General features: G+C 58.4%; 17 protein-coding genes. 3 read left to right on the forward strand and 14 right to left on the reverse strand.

Annotation, left to right across the window (positions count from 1 at the left end):
* Positions 1-214: 214 nt before the first annotated feature.
* The 10 genes from BMZ81_RS13035 to BMZ81_RS13080 all read right to left on the reverse strand — a co-directional run bounded on the left by BMZ81_RS13035 (position 215) and on the right by BMZ81_RS13080 (position 12,901).
* The gene (locus BMZ81_RS13035; RefSeq protein ID WP_091132811.1) at positions 215-1,627 is read right to left on the reverse strand and encodes an aminopeptidase; all 1,413 of its coding nucleotides are present in this window, start codon (positions 1,625-1,627) and stop codon (positions 215-217) included.
* A 171-nt stretch (positions 1,628-1,798) separates the two neighbouring features.
* Complete coding sequence (locus tag BMZ81_RS14415; protein WP_091132812.1) at positions 1,799-3,475, reverse strand: L-threonylcarbamoyladenylate synthase; 1,677 nt, start codon at positions 3,473-3,475, stop codon at positions 1,799-1,801.
* A gap of 110 nt (positions 3,476-3,585) precedes the next feature.
* A complete protein-coding gene (prfA, locus tag BMZ81_RS13045; protein WP_091132815.1) occupies positions 3,586-4,656 on the reverse strand; it encodes a peptide chain release factor 1 in 1,071 nt (356 codons plus the stop codon).
* A 42-nt stretch (positions 4,657-4,698) separates the two neighbouring features.
* Positions 4,699-5,190 carry a flavodoxin family protein gene (locus BMZ81_RS13050; RefSeq protein WP_091132818.1) on the reverse strand — a complete coding sequence of 164 codons (492 nt, stop codon included), beginning with the start codon at positions 5,188-5,190 and terminating at the stop codon, positions 4,699-4,701.
* A 21-nt stretch (positions 5,191-5,211) separates the two neighbouring features.
* Positions 5,212-5,985: a YdcF family protein gene (locus BMZ81_RS13055; RefSeq protein WP_091132820.1), complete on the reverse strand. Its 774-nt coding sequence runs from the start codon at positions 5,983-5,985 to the stop codon at positions 5,212-5,214.
* A gap of 33 nt (positions 5,986-6,018) precedes the next feature.
* On the reverse strand, positions 6,019-7,920 hold the full coding sequence (gene abc-f, locus BMZ81_RS13060; protein ID WP_091132823.1) for a ribosomal protection-like ABC-F family protein: 1,902 nt from the start codon (positions 7,918-7,920) through the stop codon (positions 6,019-6,021).
* Positions 7,913-9,286, reverse strand: coding sequence for a UDP-N-acetylmuramoyl-tripeptide--D-alanyl-D-alanine ligase (murF, locus tag BMZ81_RS13065; RefSeq protein WP_091132825.1), 1,374 nt, complete (start codon positions 9,284-9,286; stop codon positions 7,913-7,915). Before murF ends, abc-f begins: the two co-directional genes overlap by 8 nt.
* 1 nt (position 9,287) lies before the next feature.
* Positions 9,288-10,346: a D-alanine--D-alanine ligase family protein gene (locus BMZ81_RS13070; protein WP_091132827.1), complete on the reverse strand. Its 1,059-nt coding sequence runs from the start codon at positions 10,344-10,346 to the stop codon at positions 9,288-9,290.
* Between the two features lie 206 nt (positions 10,347-10,552).
* The gene (locus BMZ81_RS13075; protein ID WP_242942647.1) at positions 10,553-11,536 is read right to left on the reverse strand and encodes an Ig-like domain-containing protein; all 984 of its coding nucleotides are present in this window, start codon (positions 11,534-11,536) and stop codon (positions 10,553-10,555) included.
* A 117-nt stretch (positions 11,537-11,653) separates the two neighbouring features.
* Positions 11,654-12,901, reverse strand: a complete 1,248-nt coding sequence (locus tag BMZ81_RS13080) for an FtsW/RodA/SpoVE family cell cycle protein (RefSeq protein WP_242942648.1) — start codon at positions 12,899-12,901, stop codon at positions 11,654-11,656.
* 160 nt (positions 12,902-13,061) lie between these two features.
* On the opposite strand from BMZ81_RS13080, the gene tsaE reads away from it, so the two are divergent.
* From tsaE to upp, 3 genes are read left to right on the forward strand one after another with little or no spacing between them, the layout of a single operon-like run.
* Complete coding sequence (gene tsaE, locus BMZ81_RS13085) at positions 13,062-13,490, forward strand: tRNA (adenosine(37)-N6)-threonylcarbamoyltransferase complex ATPase subunit type 1 TsaE (protein WP_091132862.1); 429 nt, start codon at positions 13,062-13,064, stop codon at positions 13,488-13,490.
* Entirely contained in the window at positions 13,487-14,200 is a 714-nt protein-coding gene (tsaB, locus tag BMZ81_RS13090) for a tRNA (adenosine(37)-N6)-threonylcarbamoyltransferase complex dimerization subunit type 1 TsaB (RefSeq protein WP_091132829.1), read from the forward strand. The genes tsaE and tsaB overlap by 4 nt, the downstream gene beginning before the upstream one ends.
* Complete coding sequence (gene upp / locus BMZ81_RS13095; RefSeq protein WP_091132832.1) at positions 14,197-14,829, forward strand: uracil phosphoribosyltransferase; 633 nt, start codon at positions 14,197-14,199, stop codon at positions 14,827-14,829. The genes tsaB and upp overlap by 4 nt, the downstream gene beginning before the upstream one ends.
* A gap of 33 nt (positions 14,830-14,862) precedes the next feature.
* On the opposite strand, the gene BMZ81_RS14150 is transcribed toward upp, so the two are convergent.
* The 4 genes from BMZ81_RS14150 to BMZ81_RS13115 form a co-directional block, all read right to left on the reverse strand.
* Positions 14,863-15,018, reverse strand: a complete 156-nt coding sequence (locus BMZ81_RS14150; protein WP_177187320.1) for a hypothetical protein — start codon at positions 15,016-15,018, stop codon at positions 14,863-14,865.
* A 340-nt stretch (positions 15,019-15,358) separates the two neighbouring features.
* Positions 15,359-16,063 (reverse strand): PAQR family membrane homeostasis protein TrhA, encoded by a 705-nt coding sequence (locus tag BMZ81_RS13105; RefSeq protein ID WP_091132836.1) that lies wholly within the window; start codon positions 16,061-16,063, stop codon positions 15,359-15,361.
* Positions 16,064-16,221: 158 nt separating this feature from the next.
* The gene (locus BMZ81_RS13110; RefSeq protein WP_091132839.1) at positions 16,222-17,619 is read right to left on the reverse strand and encodes an alanine/glycine:cation symporter family protein; all 1,398 of its coding nucleotides are present in this window, start codon (positions 17,617-17,619) and stop codon (positions 16,222-16,224) included.
* 174 nt (positions 17,620-17,793) lie between these two features.
* Complete coding sequence (locus tag BMZ81_RS13115) at positions 17,794-18,978, reverse strand: immunoglobulin-like domain-containing protein (protein WP_143072785.1); 1,185 nt, start codon at positions 18,976-18,978, stop codon at positions 17,794-17,796.
* Between the last annotated feature and the right edge of the window lie 64 nt (positions 18,979-19,042).

Here is a 19,042-nt window from a genome sequence, read left to right on the forward strand (position 1 = left end):
GATTATACGGATGACCAGATGAGCATCCAGGAGTATATTGACCCGTTTACGGGTAAGCCAGTAAAAGAAGGCAAATAAAATCAAGCCCCTTTAGGGGCAGCCTGGAAAAGTCGTGCGGTTGGCAGACTTTTCGATGAGCCTATAGGCTCTGCCCAGGGCATGCCCCAAGGGGGCTTGTGCAAACCACCGGCACGGCCGGTGGTTTTGATTGATTTTAGGCTTTCGCCTCGTAGACAGCCTTCATGCCCTTGTAGGTCTCATAGCAGTCCAGCTTTGCTACAGTTTCAAAGGGCGCGTGCATGCTGAGCACCGGCACACCCGCATCCAGCGTGGTGATGTTGCGGTTGGCCATATACATGGCCACGGTGCCGCCGCCGCCGGCGTCCACCTTGCCCAGCTCCGCAATCTGCCAGACAACGCCCGCGTCGTCAAACAGGCGGCGGACATAGGCCACCGTCTCGGCGTTGGCGTCAGAGGCGCCGGACTTGCCCCGGGCGCCAGTGTATTTACAGAGGCCGATGCCGTAGTTCAAATAGGCGGCATTGCGCTTTTCAAACACCTCGGAGAAGTTGGGATCAAAAGCCGCAGTTACGTCCGCAGACAGGCAGAAGGATTTTTCAAAGCACACCCGCACCGGCACATCCTGCGCGGCGCACAGGTCCTCCATAAAGGTATCGAAGGCAGCGGACTGCATCCCCGTTACCCCGTCGGATCCGATTTCCTCCTTATCTGCCAGAACGCAGACCGCCGTCCGGGCGGGCGTCTTCTCCAGATCCAGCAGCGCCCTCAGTGCCGCATAGGCGCAGACACGGTCATCATGGCCATAGGAGCCGATCATGGAGCGGTCCAGCCCGATGTCCGTGGCCTTCACCGCCGGGACAGCCTCCAGCTCCGCAGAGGTAAAATCATCCTCCGTAATGCCGTACTTCCGGTTCAGCAGCTGCATCACCGCCAGCTTCACCCGGCCGGTGTCATCCTCGTCCCCGATAGGGCGGCTGCCCAGCAGGAGATTCAAGGTCTCCCCCGGGACGGCTTCCGCCAGGGGCTTCTTATTCTGTTCCATTCCCAAGTGGGGCAGCAGATCTGTGATGACCAGCTTGGGATCTCCCTCGTCTCCGCCGATATTGACCGTCACGTTCGTTCCGTTTTTCATGGCCACCACACCGTGGAGCTCCATGGGAATGGTCACCCACTGATACTTGCGGATGCCGCCGTAGTAATGGGTTTTGAAATAGGCCAGCTCTCCATCTTCATACAGGGGGTTGGGCTTCAGATCCAGCCGGGGAGAGTCAATATGGGCAGCGGCAATCTGGACGCCCTCCGCCAGAGATTTTTCACCGATGTGGGCCAGCAGCACCGCCTTACCCCGGTTGCAGAGATAGACCTTATCGCCTGTCTTCACCGCCTGCCCCCGGACATAGGGCCGGTAGCCCTTCTCCTCTGCCAGGCGCACCACCTCTGCAGCGCAAAGCCGCTCGGTTTTGCCGGCGTCCAAAAAGGCCATATAGGCTTTGCAGTACGCCTCCATGGCATCTTCATAGCCTGCGTGTCCGTCAACCGTCTTGTCATAGCCGTTCTTCTTACCAGAGAGCAGCTGTTTTTTCAGATCTTTGATTTCCTCTGACATCTTCAGGTTCCTCCTTATTTCATTTCTATGGGCGCAATAGCCCTTGTTTCCCAAATCTCCAGTTCCGCCGTCTCATCCACCGGCATACCCCAAGCGTCCGTGATCCCACAGAGCCAGCAGCATTGCCGGATACTTCAGCACGATATCCGCCGGGAAGATACCCGAGCGAATTCATCCCCGTGAACTCCCATGCTGTTTTTCCTCCTTAACGGACTCAATCAGCCGTTCAAAGAAGTCCCTGGCCTGCGCTTCAAATGCCTCCGGAGTCTCAGCAGCATTGCTCAATTCATAGTCGCATTTGCCGCGGTAGTACTCATCCGGTTTTTGGGCAGCAATCCGCAGGCGGGCATATTGTTCCGTGATTCCGTCCCGGGCCATGATGCGGCGGACACGAAGCTCCAAAGGCGACGTCACTGCTATCGTCCGGTCACAGAGCCCGTCCAGCCCGCTTTCCAGCAGATTGATGGCATCAATCGCGCTGAGTTTTGCCGTACTCTCCGTCAGCCGGCGGCGCACCTCAGGTATCAGGTGACGAAATACAATGTCGTTGAGCTGCTCCAGCCGGTGCTTGTCCCGGAAAACCTCCTGGCCCAGGCGCTGCCGATCCAGGGCGCCGTCCCCGTTAAAAACCCCCGGGAAGCAGGCGTGGATATCCTCCCGCATGGCCTGGTTGGTATCCAGCATCTCATGGTACACCGCGTCACAGTCCACCACCGTACCGCCCAGGGACTCAACTGCACGGAGGGCACTGGTCTTGCCGGCGCCGGTGCCGCCGGTCAGTCCCAAAATCACCCGTTCGCCGGAGGCCTCTACCACATGGAAGCCCGCCGCCTTTTTCAGGCGGTTGCCAATGGCCAGGCCCAGGCCGCGGTTATCCGGACACTGGGCGTAAATTTCCGTGACGGGGCTGGTATCGAAGGTTCGCAGCGCATCGAACACCCGTTGGGCCTGGATCAGCTTGTCATCTCCGGGGCCAAGGGTGTGCACCTCCTGCTCCGGAAACAGATCGGCGAATTCATCAAAGCAAACCACACCGGAGGTCGCCCCTACCCGCCGCAGGATCTCCTGGGCCGACTCCTCCGGGGCTCCGGTCACCACTGTCACCGGCGCTTTCGGCGCATAATGGCGGTACTTCATTCCCGGCGCCTTGGGTTTTTCCCCCTCCTGCAGAGGACTGGTAACTGCCTTATCTACCTCGATTTGTCCGATGAGTCTCTCTAAATCCTCCAGAGGCAGTCCGCCGGGCCGCAGCAGCCGGGGCGGATCACAGGTCAAATCCAGAATGGTGGACTCCACGCCTACCATACAGGGCCCGCCATCCACCACCGCATCAATTTTGCCGTCCATGTCCTCCAGCACATCCTGAGCCGTAGTGCAGCTGGGGCGGCCGGAGATATTGGCGCTGGGGGCGGCAATGGGAATTCCCGCCTCCCGGATAATGGCCAGGGTCACTGGATGGTTGGGGCAGCGCATGGCCACCGTATCCAGCCCGGCCGTCGTCTCGTCCGGAATCGTGGGTTTCCGTTTCAAGATCATGGTCAAAGGGCCCGGCCAGAATTTTCTGGCCAGCACGTAGGCCAGCGGCGGCACGTCCGAACAGTACCGGGGCAGCCACTGAGGACCGGTAACATGGAGAATCAGGGGGTTGTCGTTTGGCCGGCCCTTGGCCTCAAAAATCCGTCTGACCGCTTTTCCATCCAGGCCGTTGGCTCCCAAGCCGTAAACCGTCTCCGTGGGAATGGCCACCAGGCCGCCCTCCCGCAGGATTTTTGCTGCGGCGGAGATCTTATCTTCCATCTCTTTCTGAGGGCCCTTGGTATCCCGCAAATCAAAATATAAAGTCTGCATAACCTCGCCTCTATCTCTCTTCATCGGGCCAGCGCCCGTCTGCATTCTATTTCATCGTACAAAAAGCTGCCCAGGACAGGACGCACAGTATGCCTGGGCCTCTTTTCGCCTCACATCTGATTCTCCCTGCCGTTTTTCAGTTTTTCTGCTTGGTCAGCGGCGGTCAGTGCATCAATCAGCTCGTCCAAATCGCCGTTCATCACCGCGTCAATCTTATAGAGCGTGAGACCAATACGGTGGTCCGTCACCCGGCCCTGCGGAAAATTATAAGTCCGGATGCGCTCGCTGCGGTCACCGCTGCCCACCTGGCTGCGGCGGATTTCCGCCGTGGCGGCCGCCTGTCTGGCCTGCTCCATCTCATAGAGGCGGGAGCGAAGCACCTTCATAGCCTTGTCCTTGTTCTTATACTGACTCCGCTCATCCTGGCACTCCACCACCAGCCCCGTGGGCAGGTGGGTAATGCGGATGGCGGATTCCGTCTTGTTGACATGCTGTCCGCCGGCACCGGAGGCCCGATAGGTGTCAATCTGCAGATCCTTGGGGTCGATTTCGCATTCCACGTCCTCTGCCTCCGGCAGCACTGCTACCGTGGCGGCGCTGGTATGGATACGCCCGCCGGACTCCGTCTCCGGCACCCGCTGAACCCGGTGGACGCCAGATTCAAACTTCAGCCTGGAAAAGGCATCCTCGCCCTCAATGAGGACACTGCACTCCTTCACGCCTCCAAGCTCCGTCTCATTCAGGTTCACCATATCCAGTTTCCAGCCCCTGGTATCGGCGTACATGGTGTACATTCGGAGAAGAGAAGCCGCGAACAGAGCCCCCTCCTCTCCGCCGACACCGCCGCGGATCTCCATAATCACATTGCGGCTGTCATTGGGGTCTCTTGGCAGCAGCAGCCGCTTCAGTTCCTCCCGAAGCTGCTCCTGCCGTTCCTTTGCTGCAGCCAGCTCCTCCTGCGCCAGATCCCGGAACTCCGGGTCATGAAGCAGTTCCTCTGCAGCGGCCCGGTCCTCCTCTGTCCGCACATAGGCCCGGTAGGCCGCAGTCACCGGCTCCAGTTCCTTCAGCTCCCGGCTGACCGCCTTTAACCTCTCCGCATCGCCGTAGATGGAGGGATCCTCCAGTTGGGCCTGCAAGTCCTCACAGCGAAGGGCAATCTCCTTTAGTTTTTCCAGCATGGGGCATCTCCTCTCCTGTTTTTGAACAAAAAGATGCCGTTTCTACCGCTTTGCCGCCAGGAACTCCCGCACCTGGCGGAGAAATTCCTCCTGCCAGAAGCTGTATCCCACGGAGTCTGCCCGCAGAGAAACCGCGGTCCGGTGCCCTCTCGGTACATACAGGTCCATCTGGTCGTAGACCTCTTCAAACTTGCCCTCACTGCTGCGGGTGACCACATAGGCCGCGTTTTTCAGCTCCCGGCCGTGCTCCTTCAAAAAGGTACGGACCACGCTGCTGCACCGTCCCGCCCACACGGGCGTGCCCACAATCACCAGGCGGTATTTTCCAAGGGGCTGTTCCGTCTCGTAGTGGGAAAGAGGCTGCGTGGTTTTCCGCATGGCGTCCAGGCCGCAGCGAAGGGCACCCTTGAAGCCGCCACGCTCCACCGCGTCCCGGATTTTCACCGTTTCCGCGCCAAGCGCTTCCGCAATCTCCTCCATGGCTTTCTTGGTATGTCCCGTCCGGGAATAATAGATACATAAAATGTCGTTCATAGATACCTCCGCATCAGGATTTCAGTCAAACAACACCGTTTTCACCACGGCGAAGGCCTCCCGCAGGTAGTAGTTCACCGTCAGATGGATCCAGGGCAGCTTGGCTGGGATGCCAATCACAGCCCCGTACCCTGTTTTCTCTTCCGCAATCAACTCCGCCCGGGCGATGTGGAAGTCGTTGGTCACTACTGCCACACGGTCCGCCGCCGGGTCGATGCCCTCTTCTTCCAGCAGAATCTTGGAAAAGGAAAAGTTCTCCGCCGTGTTGGCGGCCTGCTCCTCCAGAATCAGACGGTCCGGATTCACCCCCCGCTCCGTCAGCCAGTTGTACATGCATCGGGCCTCGGTGATCTCCTCTCCATAGCCCTGGCCGCCGGTGAGCACCACCGGCCCCTCCGGACAGCGATACTCCAGATAGTCCAGTGCCGTCTCCAGCCGGGTTTGCAGGGAGAGGGACGGCTGGGAACCATTGACCCCCGCCCCCAGCACAATGACCGCGTCCGCCGGAAGGGCCCTGAGGTCGCTGTTTCCACGGTTGATGACAAAGATCTCGATACAGCACAAAATCGTCAGGACAATGGATATGCAAAAGTAGAATCCTTTTCGCACAAACGCCCAACCTCCGCCGCGGTCGGCAAGCCGTTCCAGCAGCGCGGACAGAGCCAGTGCCAGTGCCGTGCCCAGCAGCAAAAAACCGGAAAACCGCATTCCCCACAGGCGAACCGTTATCAAAACGAAGCCCGCCAGAGCCAGTGCGGCGGCCACGGCGTATTGGACTTTTTCTCTCTTTTTCATATCGTCCTCCGCGGGTGCTTCGGAAGCAGGTGATCAGTCCCCTGCTTCCTCGCTGAGCTGCTCCCACTTTTCATAGAGTCCATCCAGTTCAGATTGGACCGTCTCTTTTTCCTTCATCAGCTCATTCAGCTTCTCATAGTCGCAGGCCGCAGCCTCCATGTCGGCATCCAGCGCGGCAATATGCTCCTCCGCCCTGGCAATATCCCGCTCACAAATAGTCAGCTGACGGCGGGCGGCCTGCTGGGCTTTGTTGCCGCGCTGCGGCCGTTCTGCAGCAGGCTTTTCCCTGACAATCTTCGGTGCCGGGGATTTTTCCGCTTCCTCCTGGGCCTTTACCTGCCGGTACTGGGTGAAGCCCATGGGATAGTCGGTGATGGTGCCGTCCGCCAGTTCCCAAATGCGGGTGGCAAAGCGGTTGATAAAGTAGCGGTCATGGCTGACGAACAGCAGCGTCCCGTCATAGGCCTCCACCGCCTCCTCAATCCACTCCCGGGACGCAATGTCCAGATGGTTGGTGGGCTCGTCCAGAATCAAAAAGTTAATCTCATCGTCCATCAGCATGCAAAGCCGCAGGCGGCTCTGCTCTCCGCCGGAGAGGACGGAGACAGGCTTGAATACATCCTCCCCCCTGAATTCATAGGCTGCCAGCCGGTTTCTGGCGGATTGGGCAGAGAGGCCCTTTTTGGCAGCCATCATATTCTCCACCAGATTCCAGTCCGGGTGATCAAAGTGAATGATCTGAGGCAGATACGCCGATCGCACCTGGGGGCCGGTTTTGATGCGTCCATCGTCCGGATACAGCTCCCCCATCATCATCTTGATCAGGGTTGATTTTCCGGTGCCGTTGTCTCCAATGAGGGCAATCCGTTCGCCTCCCTCAATCTTCAGACTGATCCCGTCGAAGAGGTGCTTGTCCCCATAGGACTTCGCCACATTCCGCAGAGAGAGTACCTCGTCTCCATGGAACTCTGCGGCATTGAAGCGGGCGTCCATCTTCCGGGCCTGGGTCGGTTTGGAGGTTGTGCGCATCCGCTCGATGCGCCGCTCCATGGAAATGGCCCGGCGGTAGGTTTTGTCCATTCCCTGGAATGCCCACAGCCGCAACTGCTCAGCCGCCTTTTCCAACTGCTCAATCTTAGCCTGTTCTTTTTCGTACTGCTTCATGCGCTCTTGAAAGCGCCGCTCCTTCTCCACAGCGTAAAAGCTGTAGTTCCCGCTATAAAACTCAGCCTTGCCGTCGACCACCTCAATGACCCGGGTGACCGTGCGATCCAAAAAATACCGATCGTGTGAAATGGCCACCACCGTTCCGGGAAAGGTGCGGATATAGGACTCCAGCCACTCGGTTGCGTGGAGATCCAAATGGTTGGTGGGCTCGTCCAGCAGCAGAATGTCCGTGTCCTCCAGAATCAGACGGCCCAGATTGACCCGGGTCTTTTCGCCGCCGGAGAGGCTGTCGAACAATTGGCCCCGCTGCTCAGCGCTGATGGAAAGGCCGTTGGCCACCTTATTGACGGCCACATCGGTATCATAGCCGCCAAAGACCTCAAACCGCTCGCTGATGGCGCCATAACGCTTCAGAACGGCCGGGTCGTTTTCTCCCGCAGCCATGCGTGCAGCCAGTGTCTCCATCTCCTCCGCCAAAGCGTGCAGTCTGGCAAAGGCCGTGCGCAGCACGTCCTCCACCGTATATCCGGCGGGATAGACGGGGATCTGCGAGATAAGCCCCAGCCGCCGCTCCTGGCCGATGGTCACCTGCCCCTCGTCATACTCCATTTCTCCCGTTAAAATTTTAAAAAGTGTGGTTTTGCCGGCACCGTTTTTGCCCAGCAGGCCCACCCGTTCGCCCTGGTCGATCTGAAAAGTGAGGCCGTTCAAGACATTATGCCCCACTTCAAAGGACTTGACCAGGCCATTGACCTGTATCTCAATCATATGCGTGCTGCAGCTGCTCCACAATCCAGCCGAAGTGCATGGCGTGGGATGCCTTTACCAACATGGCGGTATTGGGTCCCAGCTGCTGAGCCAGCTCGTGGATGGCCTCCTCCTTGGTGGAAAAATGCAGAGCGTCTCCGCCGCTCTGGGTGGCACCATCGGCAATCTTCGCGGCTTTGCCACCGATGGCAGCCACAAAATCGATGCCCAGCATGGCCGCCAGCGCCCCCATATTATAGTGAGCCTGGGCCGTCAAATCGCCCAGCTCTCCCATATCGCCCAAAACCGCAATTTTGCGGTCGCATTCTGTTTTTGCCAAAATCTCCAGCGCCGCTGTGACAGACTGGGGGTTGGCGTTGTAGCAATCGTCCAGAACCAGGCGGTTTTCCGGCAGGCGGACAATCCGCATCCGGGATCCGGCAGGCTCATACTGCCCCACACCGCGGACAATCTCCTCATGGCTGAGCCCCAGCTGTTCTCCAATGGCCACGGCCATGGAGGCAGAGTAGGCCATGTGCTCTCCGGGGGCGGGAACAGACAGATGATAGGTGTCCTTTTCCGTGGTAACCGTACAGGTGATGCCCTCCACGCCGTGGTCAGCCAGATCGCCGATCCGGACGCCGCAGTGCTCCGATTGACCGCAGCGGACGATATGAAAAGGAAGAGCCAAAGTGTTCAGCAGTGCATCGTCTCCATTGAGAACAGCAGTGCCGCCCTCTTTCAGGTTTTCAAAAATCTCACACTTGGCCTTTAAAATGCCCTCCCGGCTGCCCAGGAATTCAATATGGGCATCACCGATGTTGGAGATCACCGCGATGTCCGGCTTTACCATCTCTCCCAGGTAGCGAATCTCTCCAAAGTGGTTCATCCCGGTCTCAATCACAGCCGCTTGATGATCTGGCTCCAGCTGCAGCAGCGTCAGGGGTGTGCCAATATCGTTGTTAAAATTCTCCGGCGTTTTCAGCACCCGGTACTTTGCCCCCAGAACGGCGGCAATCATCTCCTTGGTGGTGGTCTTGCCGACACTGCCGGTGATTTGAATCACGGGGATGGAAAACCGCTCCCGATAATAGGCTGCCAGCCCCTTCAGGGCCAGGCGGGTATCATCCACCTTAATATAAAACTTATCGTCCCTGAGGGAGACCGGCAGCTTCGCGCAAAGACAGCCGGCGGCACCGGCGTCCAGCGCGGCGTCAATAAAATCGTGGCCGTCAAACTTCTCTCCCCGCCAAGGGACAAACAAGCAGCCCGGCGTCAGTTTCCTGCTGTCGGTGCACACGGCCGTGACGGCCGCCGCGCCCTCCTGCGGATTCCACCAGATGCCGTCCACTGCGGCTGCGATTTCCGTTACTGTCATAGGCAGCATATCAATAATCTCTCCTCTTTACGCCCAAACTGAGCTGGACAATCTCCTCACAGAGCTGGCCATAGGGCATTCCAACCGCAGCGGCTTCCTTGGGAACCAGGCTGGCGGGTGTCATGCCGGGGAGGGAGTTGACCTCTAGGCACCAAGGCCGACCCGCCGCATCTAAAATAAAATCCGTCCTGGAATAGGCGGCAAGCCCCAGTGTCTGGTGAAGCTTCAGTGCCAGATCCCCCATCTCCCGCTGCTGCGCCTCTGTGATGGGGGCGGGGCAAAGCTCCTGGGCACCTCCGCTTTGATACTTGGCTGCATAGTCAAATTCTTTGCTGGCTGGAACAATTTCCACCGCCGGCAGCGCCCGGTCCCCCAGAACGCCAACTGTCATGTCCCGGCCATAAATGCGCTCCTCCACCAAAACCTCGTCTCCGTAACGCAGGACCTCCGTCAACGCCATCCGCAAAGCCGCCCGATCCTCCGGTAAGTACACGCCCAAAGACGACCCGCCGCCGGTAGTTTTCACCACACAGGGCATGGGCAGTGTCTCTGCCAGGGTCTCCACATCTTCGGGGCCATAGTGCAGCAGCTGCCACTTGGGCGTCGGAATGCCCGCTGTATCCATCATCCGCTTGGTGACTGCCTTGTCCATGGCCATGGCGGAGGGCAGATAGCCGGAGCCCGTATACTGGACATCCAGGAGATCCAACGCCGCCTGAATACGGCCGTCCTCCCCGTCCTGGCCGTGAAGGCCCAAAAACACAATGTCCGAAAGCGCACAAAGATCCAGCACATGGGGACCAATATGGCTTGGACTCTGATCTTTCCGCTGCCGCCGTACGGCGGCAAGATCCGGGGCCGCTGTACGGATTTCAACGCTGGGGCATAGTCCGTCCGGGGCGTCAAACAGCGTTTCCAAATCCGCCGGAACCTCCTCCAGTCCTAAAAACAAATCCACCAGAATGGCGCGGTGTCCATTCCCCCGCAGAGCACGGCACACGCTGGTACCCGTCACCAGGGAAACCTCTCGCTCCGTGGAAATACCGCCCGCCAGTACAACAATTTTCATATAGAGAGTCCTCTCTTCCCTCCCGTGGGAGGCCGATTTTACAAGATTGCATATACATTTACATACTAATTCTATTATAATCTTACACAGTTTAGCACAAACGGATATTGAATACAACTGCAAAAACAGGCCACCCGGCATTTTCGCCGGGTGGTCCAATGTTTTTCCTGATTCCAGCTGAATTTTTGGCAAAGCGTTTTTTGCAATCAGCCAAGCCAGTCAAAAAGGCCTGTGTCCTCACCATCCAGCAGAGTCTTGGAGGCAGAGATCATCCGAGCGGCATCAGCCCTGGTAACCGGCTCTGACATGGCAGCGCTTCCAAAGCTGCCGGCAGCAAAGACGCTGACAGACTCCATATTGCCCACGGCCTGGGCGGCCCAGGAGGGCACGGCCTCCCTGTCAGCATACCAGGTTTCCAGGTCCACATCTCCCAGATTCAGTACCCGGTTCAGCACCGTGGCCGCTTCGTTAAAGGTAATGGGCTCTTCCGCGCGGAATGCCACGCCCTCCGCCGTGGAGGTCCCCTGGATAATTCCGTCGGACACACCGGCGGCGGCATAGGCTTTTGCCCAAGTGGGGATGGCCGCGTCGTCACAGAAGCCGGTCATGGTGACGGCAGTCACATCCCGCCCGGCAGTTTCCATCACCATGGCCAGGAATTCACTCCGGGAAACCGTCTTATCCGGTTCGAAATAGTACTGTTCTCCAATTTTTGCACCGGTAAAGATCCCCTCCTCCGCCAGACGCTGGGCGGCAGCTGCAGCCGTGCTGCCATCGGTGTCAGAGTAAGTCACGCCGGACTTGGCTTTGGAGATGGTAACTGTGACGGCAGCAGGCTGCGAGACATTGCCCGCGCTGTCCGTTGCGGTATAGGTGAAGCTGTCGCTGCCGGTGACGCCATCGTTGGGGGTGTACGTGAAGTTGACACCGTCAATGGTGACGGTGCCCTTTTTGGGCATGTCCGCTACAGCGAAGGTGATATCGTCCCCCTCGCTGTCAGTTGCCAGGAACTGCGCCTGATAAGGGATGTTGCGGTAGGTGGCAATTTCCAGTTCCCGCGCAATGGGGGCTCCCTCCTGCGGCTGGACAGGCTGCTTTTTGCTGCCGAACAGTGCCGAGGCGCTCACTGTCAGCAGCAGCGCGGCAGACAGGGCAAGCACGGAGATGCGTTTCATAGAATGAATCTTCAAGTCGATCGGACCTCCTGTTTTAAATTAGTACAGGAATAGTGTTTTCCCGTCCGTCAGAATTATACAAAAAAGGCAGCCGGAAGCAGTGCTTCCGACTGTCTTTTTTGAAATGAGGATTCAGCGCAGCGCCCGAATGGGCCGCCGCATATAAGGCGATCGTTTTTTAATACCGGAAACCACACCCATGGCCATGTACAGCGTCACAATGGAGGATCCGCCATAACTGAAAAAGGGCAGCGTAATGCCGATGGTGGGCATCACGAACAGGCACATGCCGATGTTGATAATCGTCTGAAAAATCAGCATGGCCGCCATACCGACGCAGACATAGCACTGAAACGGCGTCTGGGCGCGCTTTGCCACCAGCAGCACCCGGATGATAATGGCCGTCAGCAATATGATGATCGCAAGGCAGCCCAGCATTCCCAGTTCTTCCCCCGTGACGGAAAAGATAAAGTCCGTCCACCGGTACGGCAGGGAACTGTTGTAGCTGCTCTGGGTTTGGGTGCCATTCAGATATCCCTGGCCGGAAATGCCGCCGGATCCCAGCGCCAGAAGGCTCCGGCTCTGCTGCCAGCCGGTGTCCAGCGGCTTATACGTATGGTCAAACAGCACAATAAAGCGATCCTTCATATAGGGCGGCATCAGATCCAGTACCCAGGCCGCCGCAAAAGCCCCGCTGCCGCCCGCCAGCAGCAGCACAAACCACCGCAGGGCAAAGCCGGCTACAAAGGCCATTGCCAAAAAGATGAAGAGAAATACCAGCGCGTTGCCCATATCCTTGGAAATGAGCACATACCACCCCATCAGCGCCAGGGTGTGCCCCGCCACCAAAAAAGCGGAGTGGAAGGAGCGGAGATCCCGCCTATCCTCCCGCAGCCATTCCAGCTGTTTGGCCAGCAGCAGGGTGAAGGTGATCTTTACCACCTCCGCCGGACCGATGCTGAATGGAATGCCGGGAAATTTCAGCCAGGCGTTGTTTCCGTAATCCTCCCCGCCCACGCCAAAAGGCGTCAGCAGCAGCCCGATAAAAACCACATTGAAAACCGCAATCCACTTCCACCGTTTCATCAAAAGCTCCACGTCCATCATGGAGAAGAAAATATACATGCAGATGCCCAACAGCATGGCGGCCGTCTGCACAATGACATAGCGGCTGGTGTTGATCCGGTAGTGGGCGGCGCTGAAAATCATGACAATGCCATAGATGGTGGACACGCAGCAAAGCCCCAGCAGGACCAGATCCGCCTGCTGGAAAAAATCCGCCAATATTCCCTTCAGCCTGTTCAGCATGGGTGCACTCCGTTTCTGTCCGTCGTTGAAATCCAGTGTTTCCGCAGAGGGAAAGCAGATGCAGTATACCACAAACCGCCCCCGGTGTAAACGCCGGCCATGCCATTTTACACTCTGTTCAATTTCTCTTTTCTCCAGAGTGTTCACCGGGCGGAGATTTGACATTTACACCGCGCCGGAAATGTGGTATACTGAGTCGATTTTGAAAGATACCAGAAAGGATGGCAGCTTCGTGGAATATCTCTCACACAGCGAGGCGGAGACCGAGGCCATCGGCGAGCGCCTTGCGCAGTCCCTCCCTCCCGGAACGGTGCTGGCTTACCGCGGTGGTCTTGGCATGGGCAAGACCGCGTTTACCCGCGGGCTTGCCCGGGGGCTTGGCTATTCCGGCCGGGTCACCAGCCCTACCTTTACCATCGTGAACGAATACGAGGGCCGCGTCCCTCTGTTTCACTTTGACATGTACCGCCTGGAGGACGCCGATGCCCTGTTCGATATCGGCTGGGAGGACTATCTGGACCGGGACGGCGTCTGCGCCGTGGAGTGGAGCGAGCGGGTAGCGGACGCCCTGCCGGGGGATACGGTATGGGTCACCATTGCCCGGCACCCCGACAGTGACAGCTGGCGAACCATTACCATAGAGGGAGGCGGCACGGCATGAAAATCCTGGCGCTGGAAACCTCGGCCAAGGCGGTGTCCGCCGCCGTGGTGGAGGATGGAAAGCTTCTGGCCAGCGGTTATCAGGACACCGGCCTCACCCACAGCCGTACCCTGATGCCCATTGTGGAGCACCTCTTCAAAAATACAGATATGCAGCTTTCCGACATGGACGCCGTCGCCGTGGCCAGAGGGCCGGGCTCCTTTACCGGCATCCGCATCGGCGTGGCGGCCGCCAAGGGACTGGCCATGGCAGCTGGGAAGCCGGTAATCGGCGTCTCCACCCTGGAGGCCATGGCCTGGAATGTGGCCCATGTGGACGGACTGATTCTCTGCGCCATGGACGCGCGGCGCAGTCAGATTTACAACGCGGTATTTGAGGCCGAAAGCGGCCGGCCGGTCCGCCGGTCTCCCGATCGGGCCATTGCCTTGGAGGATCTGGCCGCCGAGCTGGCAGACGATATCTCCCCCAAGATCGTTGTGGGAGACGGTGCCGCCCTGTGCTTCCGGTATCTGACGGAGCGGGGCATTCCCTGCCGCCTGGCGCCCCCCCACCTTTTGATGCAGAGCGCCGCGTCCGTTGGCTTTGCCGCGGAGACAGCCGCGCGAAGCGGTGAATTGCAGACAGCACAGGAACTTGTGCCCGTCTACCTGCGTCTTTCCCAGGCAGAGCGGGAGCGAAATGAACGATTGAAAAAGGAGCAGATGAAATGAGCGGAACTGTACACATCATGGACCATCCCCTGGTGGCCCACAAGCTGACCATCCTGCGGGACAAAAACACCAGTGTCAAGGATTTCCGGGAGATCGTATCCGAAATCGGCATGCTGATCACCTATGAGGCCACCCGGGATCTGCCGCTGACCACCAAGGAGGTGGAGACGCCCATCTGCAAAACCACCGCCCCCACTCTGAAGGGCAAGAAATTTGCGGTGGTGCCTATCCTGCGGGCGGGCCTTGGCCTGGTGGACGGTGTTCTCCGGATGGTACCCGGCGCACGGGTGGGCCACATCGGCATGTTCCGGGATGAGGAGACGCTGGAGCCCCATGTCTATTTCTGCAAAATGCCCAAGGATATTGCAGACCGGGACATTATGATTGTGGATCCCATGCTGGCCACCGGAGGCAGCGCAGAGGCCGCCATTGCCGAGATGAAGAAGCGGGGCTGCACCAACATCAAGCTGATGGTATTGCTGGCAGCGCCGGAGGGGATCCGGCACATCCAGGAGACCCATCCCGATGTGGACATCTATTGCGGCGCGGTGGACGATCATTTGAATGAAAACGGCTATATCGTGCCGGGCCTTGGCGATGCGGGCGACCGGATTTTCGGAACAAAATAACAAAAACCGCCGGACACGTGTCCGGCGGTTTTTTTATTCCGCGCTGATATAGCACTCTTCCGCTTCTTCCAGCGCCGCTTTCAGCTGCTCTGCCGCAGCGTCCGCCCGTCCGGCGGCAAGCAGGTCAATGCTGTTGGACGCCGCCTCGCACAAAATCGCATACATGTGCTGATATCTTGATTCCTCCATACAGCTTCACTCCTTCTCCAGAGATGGTTTCTGTTCATCTTCAAATTTTATGTACTTACTTCGAGTACGTTTTAAACATAATATCTCAAAATGTACTTAAAATCAACTCATACTTTATAATATATGGGTTGTGAGAATGTGGTAGCTAAAAAGGGAAAGCATCTCGGTCTCCGCATTGATCCGGAAACGCATGATAAGTTATACTATATCGCAGAATATGAAGGCCGGAGTGGCAATGGTCAAGTTCTCCATCTGATTCGTCGTTGTATTGAAGATTTTGAAAAGGAACACGGGAAAATTGATCTGAAAGAACCTTCGGAGTAACTCCGAAGGTTCTTTTTTAATAGATGCACGTATAGACCCCGATCCACTGAAGCGCCGCCGCAGCCAGCACAAACAGGTGCCACAGGCAGTGATCGTATTTCCGGCTGCGGGCAAAGGGAATCATGCCCACCGTGTAGACAATCCCCCCCACCAGAATGAACCACAAAAGCGGCCGGTTGTGGACGTAAAAATCAGGGATGAACATCAACCCGCTCCAGCCGATGAGGAAATACAGCGTATAGTGCAGCGGCCGCCACCTGCCGGGGCCGAATACAGCAATCAGCGTGACACCGAAGAGAATCACGCCCCACTGGATGCAAAACAGCGTGATTCCCATCCTGGTTCCCTGATACACCAGAAAAATCGGGGCGAAGGTCCCCCCAATCAACAGGTAGATGGACATGTAGTCAAACCTGCGGCACACCCGCTTGGCGGTGGAGCCGCTTTTCATGGCGTGGTACACACAGCTCATGCCCATCATCACAATCATGCTGATCCCATATACGCAGGAGGCCAGCACCGCCAGGCCGCCCTCCGCCCGCTGCAGCAGCAGCACCATCCCCGCCACCGCCAGCAGCGCGCCCACACCGTGGGTAACTGCGTTGAACACCTCTTCCCCCACCGTCAGACGCGGCGGCTCGTTCAAGGCCCGGGTGCGGGCCCGCCGTACAGACCGGGCCCTGGCCCGGCACATCTCTCTTGTCATCGGCATCGCTTCCATTCGCTCTCGTCTCCTGTTTTTCTCCGTAATTTTATCATATAGTTTTAGAAACTATATTACACGATTTCATTTAGCTTTTCAAGTAGTTTTTGTGCTTTTTTGCTGGCGATACTGGAAAATTTTCCGACAAAAAAAGAGGACGCCAAGCATCCTCTTTTTCAGTTCCAAAATTCCGTCTGTCCGGCCAGGCCGATGTCCGCCGCGCGGAACACCGGGTCCCTCCCCGCCCGCTTCTGCGTTTGGTAGTCCTTCAGTGCCAGAAGGGCGGGCTTTGCCAGCAGCAAAATGGCCGGCAGGTTGATGAGGGCCATCAGGCCCATGGTGACGTCGGCCGTGTCCCACACCAGGGAGAAATCCATCTGGGCGCCGAAGAATACAATCACCGCCGCAAGCAGGCGGAACACCGCCAGCTCCCAGCGGCGGGCGTCCCGCCGGAGGAGATACTGGAGATTGCTCTCACAGTAATAGTAATTGCCCAGAATCGTGGTGAAGGCAAACAGCAGCATGGTGCCGGTGATAAACCAGCGGCCAAAGGGGCCGAAGGTGCCGGACATGGCCGCTTGGACATAAGGCACACCCTTCAGCGCCGCGTCCGGCTCCACGCCGGAACACAGACACAGCAGCGCCGTGGCAGAACAAATCAGCAGCGTGTCGATGAACACGGAGAGCATCTGGGCCAGCCCCTGCTTCACGGGGTGGGACACAGAGGCGGCCGCCGCCGCGTTGGGCGCGGATCCCACGCCGGCCTCGTTGGAAAAAAGCCCCCGCTTGATGCCGTACATCATGGCAGAGCCGGTAAAGCCTCCGAAGATGGCCTGGAAGTCAAAGGCATTTTCAAAGATGGACGCAAACACCTTCGGCAGCAGCCGAATGTGAAGCGCAATCATCACCAGCGCCATCAGCACATAGGCGCCGCCCATCACCGGCACCAGAATGCTGGTAATCCTGGACAGCCGCTTTCCGCCGCCAAAAATGCACACCGCCGTGGCCAGCGCCAGCAGTCCTCCCGCCGCAGCGGGCAGCTTCGGCCCGGAAAAGGCATAGCCGGAGAAGGCGTCCACCAGATTATAGGACGCCACCATGTTGAAGCCCACCAGGTACGTGAGAATCAAAAACACAGAGAAGGCAGCAGCCAGCCCACGGCTGCCCAGCACCCGCTCAATATAATAGGCGGGGCCGCCGCGGCTGCCGCCCGCACCGTCGTGGACCTTGTAAATCTGGGCCAGCGTGCTCTCGATAAAGGCGGATGCGCCGCCCAGCAGCGCCACCATCCACATCCAGAACACGGCTCCCACGCCGCCCAGGCAGATGGCGATGGACACCCCGGCGATATTGCCGGTGCCCACCCGGGAGGCCGTGGAGATCATGAGCGCCTGAAAGGAGGACACGCCGTCCCCGTGGGATTTCTCCCGCAGAACACGGAACGCCTCTCCAAACAGGCGCAGCTGCACAAAGCGGGTGCGGAGGGTGAAATACAGCCCCGCCCCCAGCAGTAAAATGACCAATATATAGGTATACAGCCAGTCCACCAGGGTGGAAATGAGCGTTGCCAGCATGAAGTACTTCCTTTCTTATGGAAATCCCCGCTGTTTGCAGGAACGATTTTTTCTCCGCCCGCAAACAGCGGCCTGACCAGAATATCAGAAAGCCCTCTCTTTTGTCAATTCTCTTTTGCACTTTGCAGCCCATGGTAAAACTATGCAACAGCACCTTCCGTTCTCCTGCATCTGTCAGGGCTCGCACGCCGTCAGGCGCTCCGTCTCCGGGTCAAACGCCAGCCGGGCAGAACCGCCGTCAGCCGTCTCACATACCAGCAGCAGTCTGCCGTCCGTCTGCCACTCCAGTCCCCAAATGGCGGTTTCCAGCCCGTCCCACTTCTGAAGGTCATACGTCTTGCCCCAGGCTCCCTCTCCCGGATTTTTCCAGCCGACTAAAAATTCCGTAGGCGTGTCCGTCAAGGCCGCTTCCCAGATCCCGTCGGCAGACCACACCCGGTAGCGGGTAACATTCCCCGCCATCCGGTCCGCCGTCATCTGTTCGGCGGCGTCCACCGCCTCCGGCGCCGCTGTGCCTTCGGGCACCAGGCAGGCCAGTTCCTTGCCGGCGTATCGTTCCGCCGTGGGCCAGTCCACGCCGTTGGAAAGATATAGGTTCGCGCCGTCGGTGACGATGTAGGAAAACCGCGCCTCCGTCATCTCACCACCGTTCCACATCCGCCAGAGAAGGTGGCCATTTTCAAAAATCGTGTCAGTCACCATGGCCGCCGCTCCGCCGTCATCCTGAACAGTGCGCAGTTGGCAGGGCACACCCAAGCGGACCTTATCCAAAAATATCGCCACGGCCCCGCCGTTTTCCACATCGCCCACGGTATACACCACATCGTTCTCCGTTGCCGTGCCACCACCGTAATCATCCGGCAATTCTTCCAGGCGGGAAAACCCATAGGGCCGTTCTGCAGAGACGGCAGCCCCCTCTTTGAGGGTAAACTCCCCGGCGGTGCCTTCCTTCACAATTCGGTAAGTGCCGCCGCTGGAAAAGTCATAGTCGAACATGGAAAAGCTGCAGGGAAACGCGGCGGTTTCCCCCGCCGGGATCACCAGCGCCATAGCGTTCCAGGCGGCGTTTTCCACAAAAGGCACCTGGTACCACGTTCCATTATCCCCCAGTGTCTCCAGCGCATACTCTGTCCCCACCTCGGCATCCTCGTCGCCCTCGTTGGTCAGCAGGAACCATACTTGATTTATGGACGGGTCGTAGCTCTCCCATTCCGTGGTCAGCGTGAATTTCCCGACCGGTTCTCTCTGGCCAATCTCGCTCTCCGGCATGGTGTACTCTCCGGCCGGCGGGTCTGTTCTCTCCGCCCCGCAGCCTGCCAGCAGCAAAACCGCCAGCACCCATGTCAAAAGTTTTTTCATTCCTGCCGCCCCCCATTCTTTCTGTCCATCCAGACGGAATACACCCCAAAAAGTTCCCGCCAGC

The organism is Oscillibacter sp. PC13, assembly GCF_900115635.1.
Taxonomy (GTDB): domain Bacteria; phylum Bacillota; class Clostridia; order Oscillospirales; family Oscillospiraceae; genus Oscillibacter.

What these genes read in the sequence shown, in the direction of transcription:
- BMZ81_RS13035 (WP_091132811.1), bottom strand. Translation starts at nt 1,627, where the DNA reads ATGTCAGAGGAAATCAAAGATCTGAAAAAACAGCTGCTCTCTGGTAAG.
- BMZ81_RS14415 (WP_091132812.1), bottom strand. Translation starts at nt 3,475, where the DNA reads ATGCAGACTTTATATTTTGATTTGCGGGATACCAAGGGCCCTCAGAAA.
- prfA (WP_091132815.1), bottom strand. Translation starts at nt 4,656, where the DNA reads ATGCTGGAAAAACTAAAGGAGATTGCCCTTCGCTGTGAGGACTTGCAG.
- BMZ81_RS13050 (WP_091132818.1), bottom strand. Translation starts at nt 5,190, where the DNA reads ATGAACGACATTTTATGTATCTATTATTCCCGGACGGGACATACCAAG.
- BMZ81_RS13055 (WP_091132820.1), bottom strand. Translation starts at nt 5,985, where the DNA reads ATGAAAAAGAGAGAAAAAGTCCAATACGCCGTGGCCGCCGCACTGGCT.
- abc-f (WP_091132823.1), bottom strand. Translation starts at nt 7,920, where the DNA reads ATGATTGAGATACAGGTCAATGGCCTGGTCAAGTCCTTTGAAGTGGGG.
- murF (WP_091132825.1), bottom strand. Translation starts at nt 9,286, where the DNA reads ATGCTGCCTATGACAGTAACGGAAATCGCAGCCGCAGTGGACGGCATC.
- BMZ81_RS13070 (WP_091132827.1), bottom strand. Translation starts at nt 10,346, where the DNA reads ATGAAAATTGTTGTACTGGCGGGCGGTATTTCCACGGAGCGAGAGGTT.
- tsaB (WP_091132829.1), top strand. Translation starts at nt 13,487, where the DNA reads ATGAAAATCCTGGCGCTGGAAACCTCGGCCAAGGCGGTGTCCGCCGCC.
- upp (WP_091132832.1), top strand. Translation starts at nt 14,197, where the DNA reads ATGAGCGGAACTGTACACATCATGGACCATCCCCTGGTGGCCCACAAG.
- BMZ81_RS14150 (WP_177187320.1), bottom strand. Translation starts at nt 15,018, where the DNA reads ATGGAGGAATCAAGATATCAGCACATGTATGCGATTTTGTGCGAGGCG.
- BMZ81_RS13105 (WP_091132836.1), bottom strand. Translation starts at nt 16,063, where the DNA reads ATGGAAGCGATGCCGATGACAAGAGAGATGTGCCGGGCCAGGGCCCGG.
- BMZ81_RS13110 (WP_091132839.1), bottom strand. Translation starts at nt 17,619, where the DNA reads ATGCTGGCAACGCTCATTTCCACCCTGGTGGACTGGCTGTATACCTAT.
- BMZ81_RS13115 (WP_143072785.1), bottom strand. Translation starts at nt 18,978, where the DNA reads ATGAAAAAACTTTTGACATGGGTGCTGGCGGTTTTGCTGCTGGCAGGC.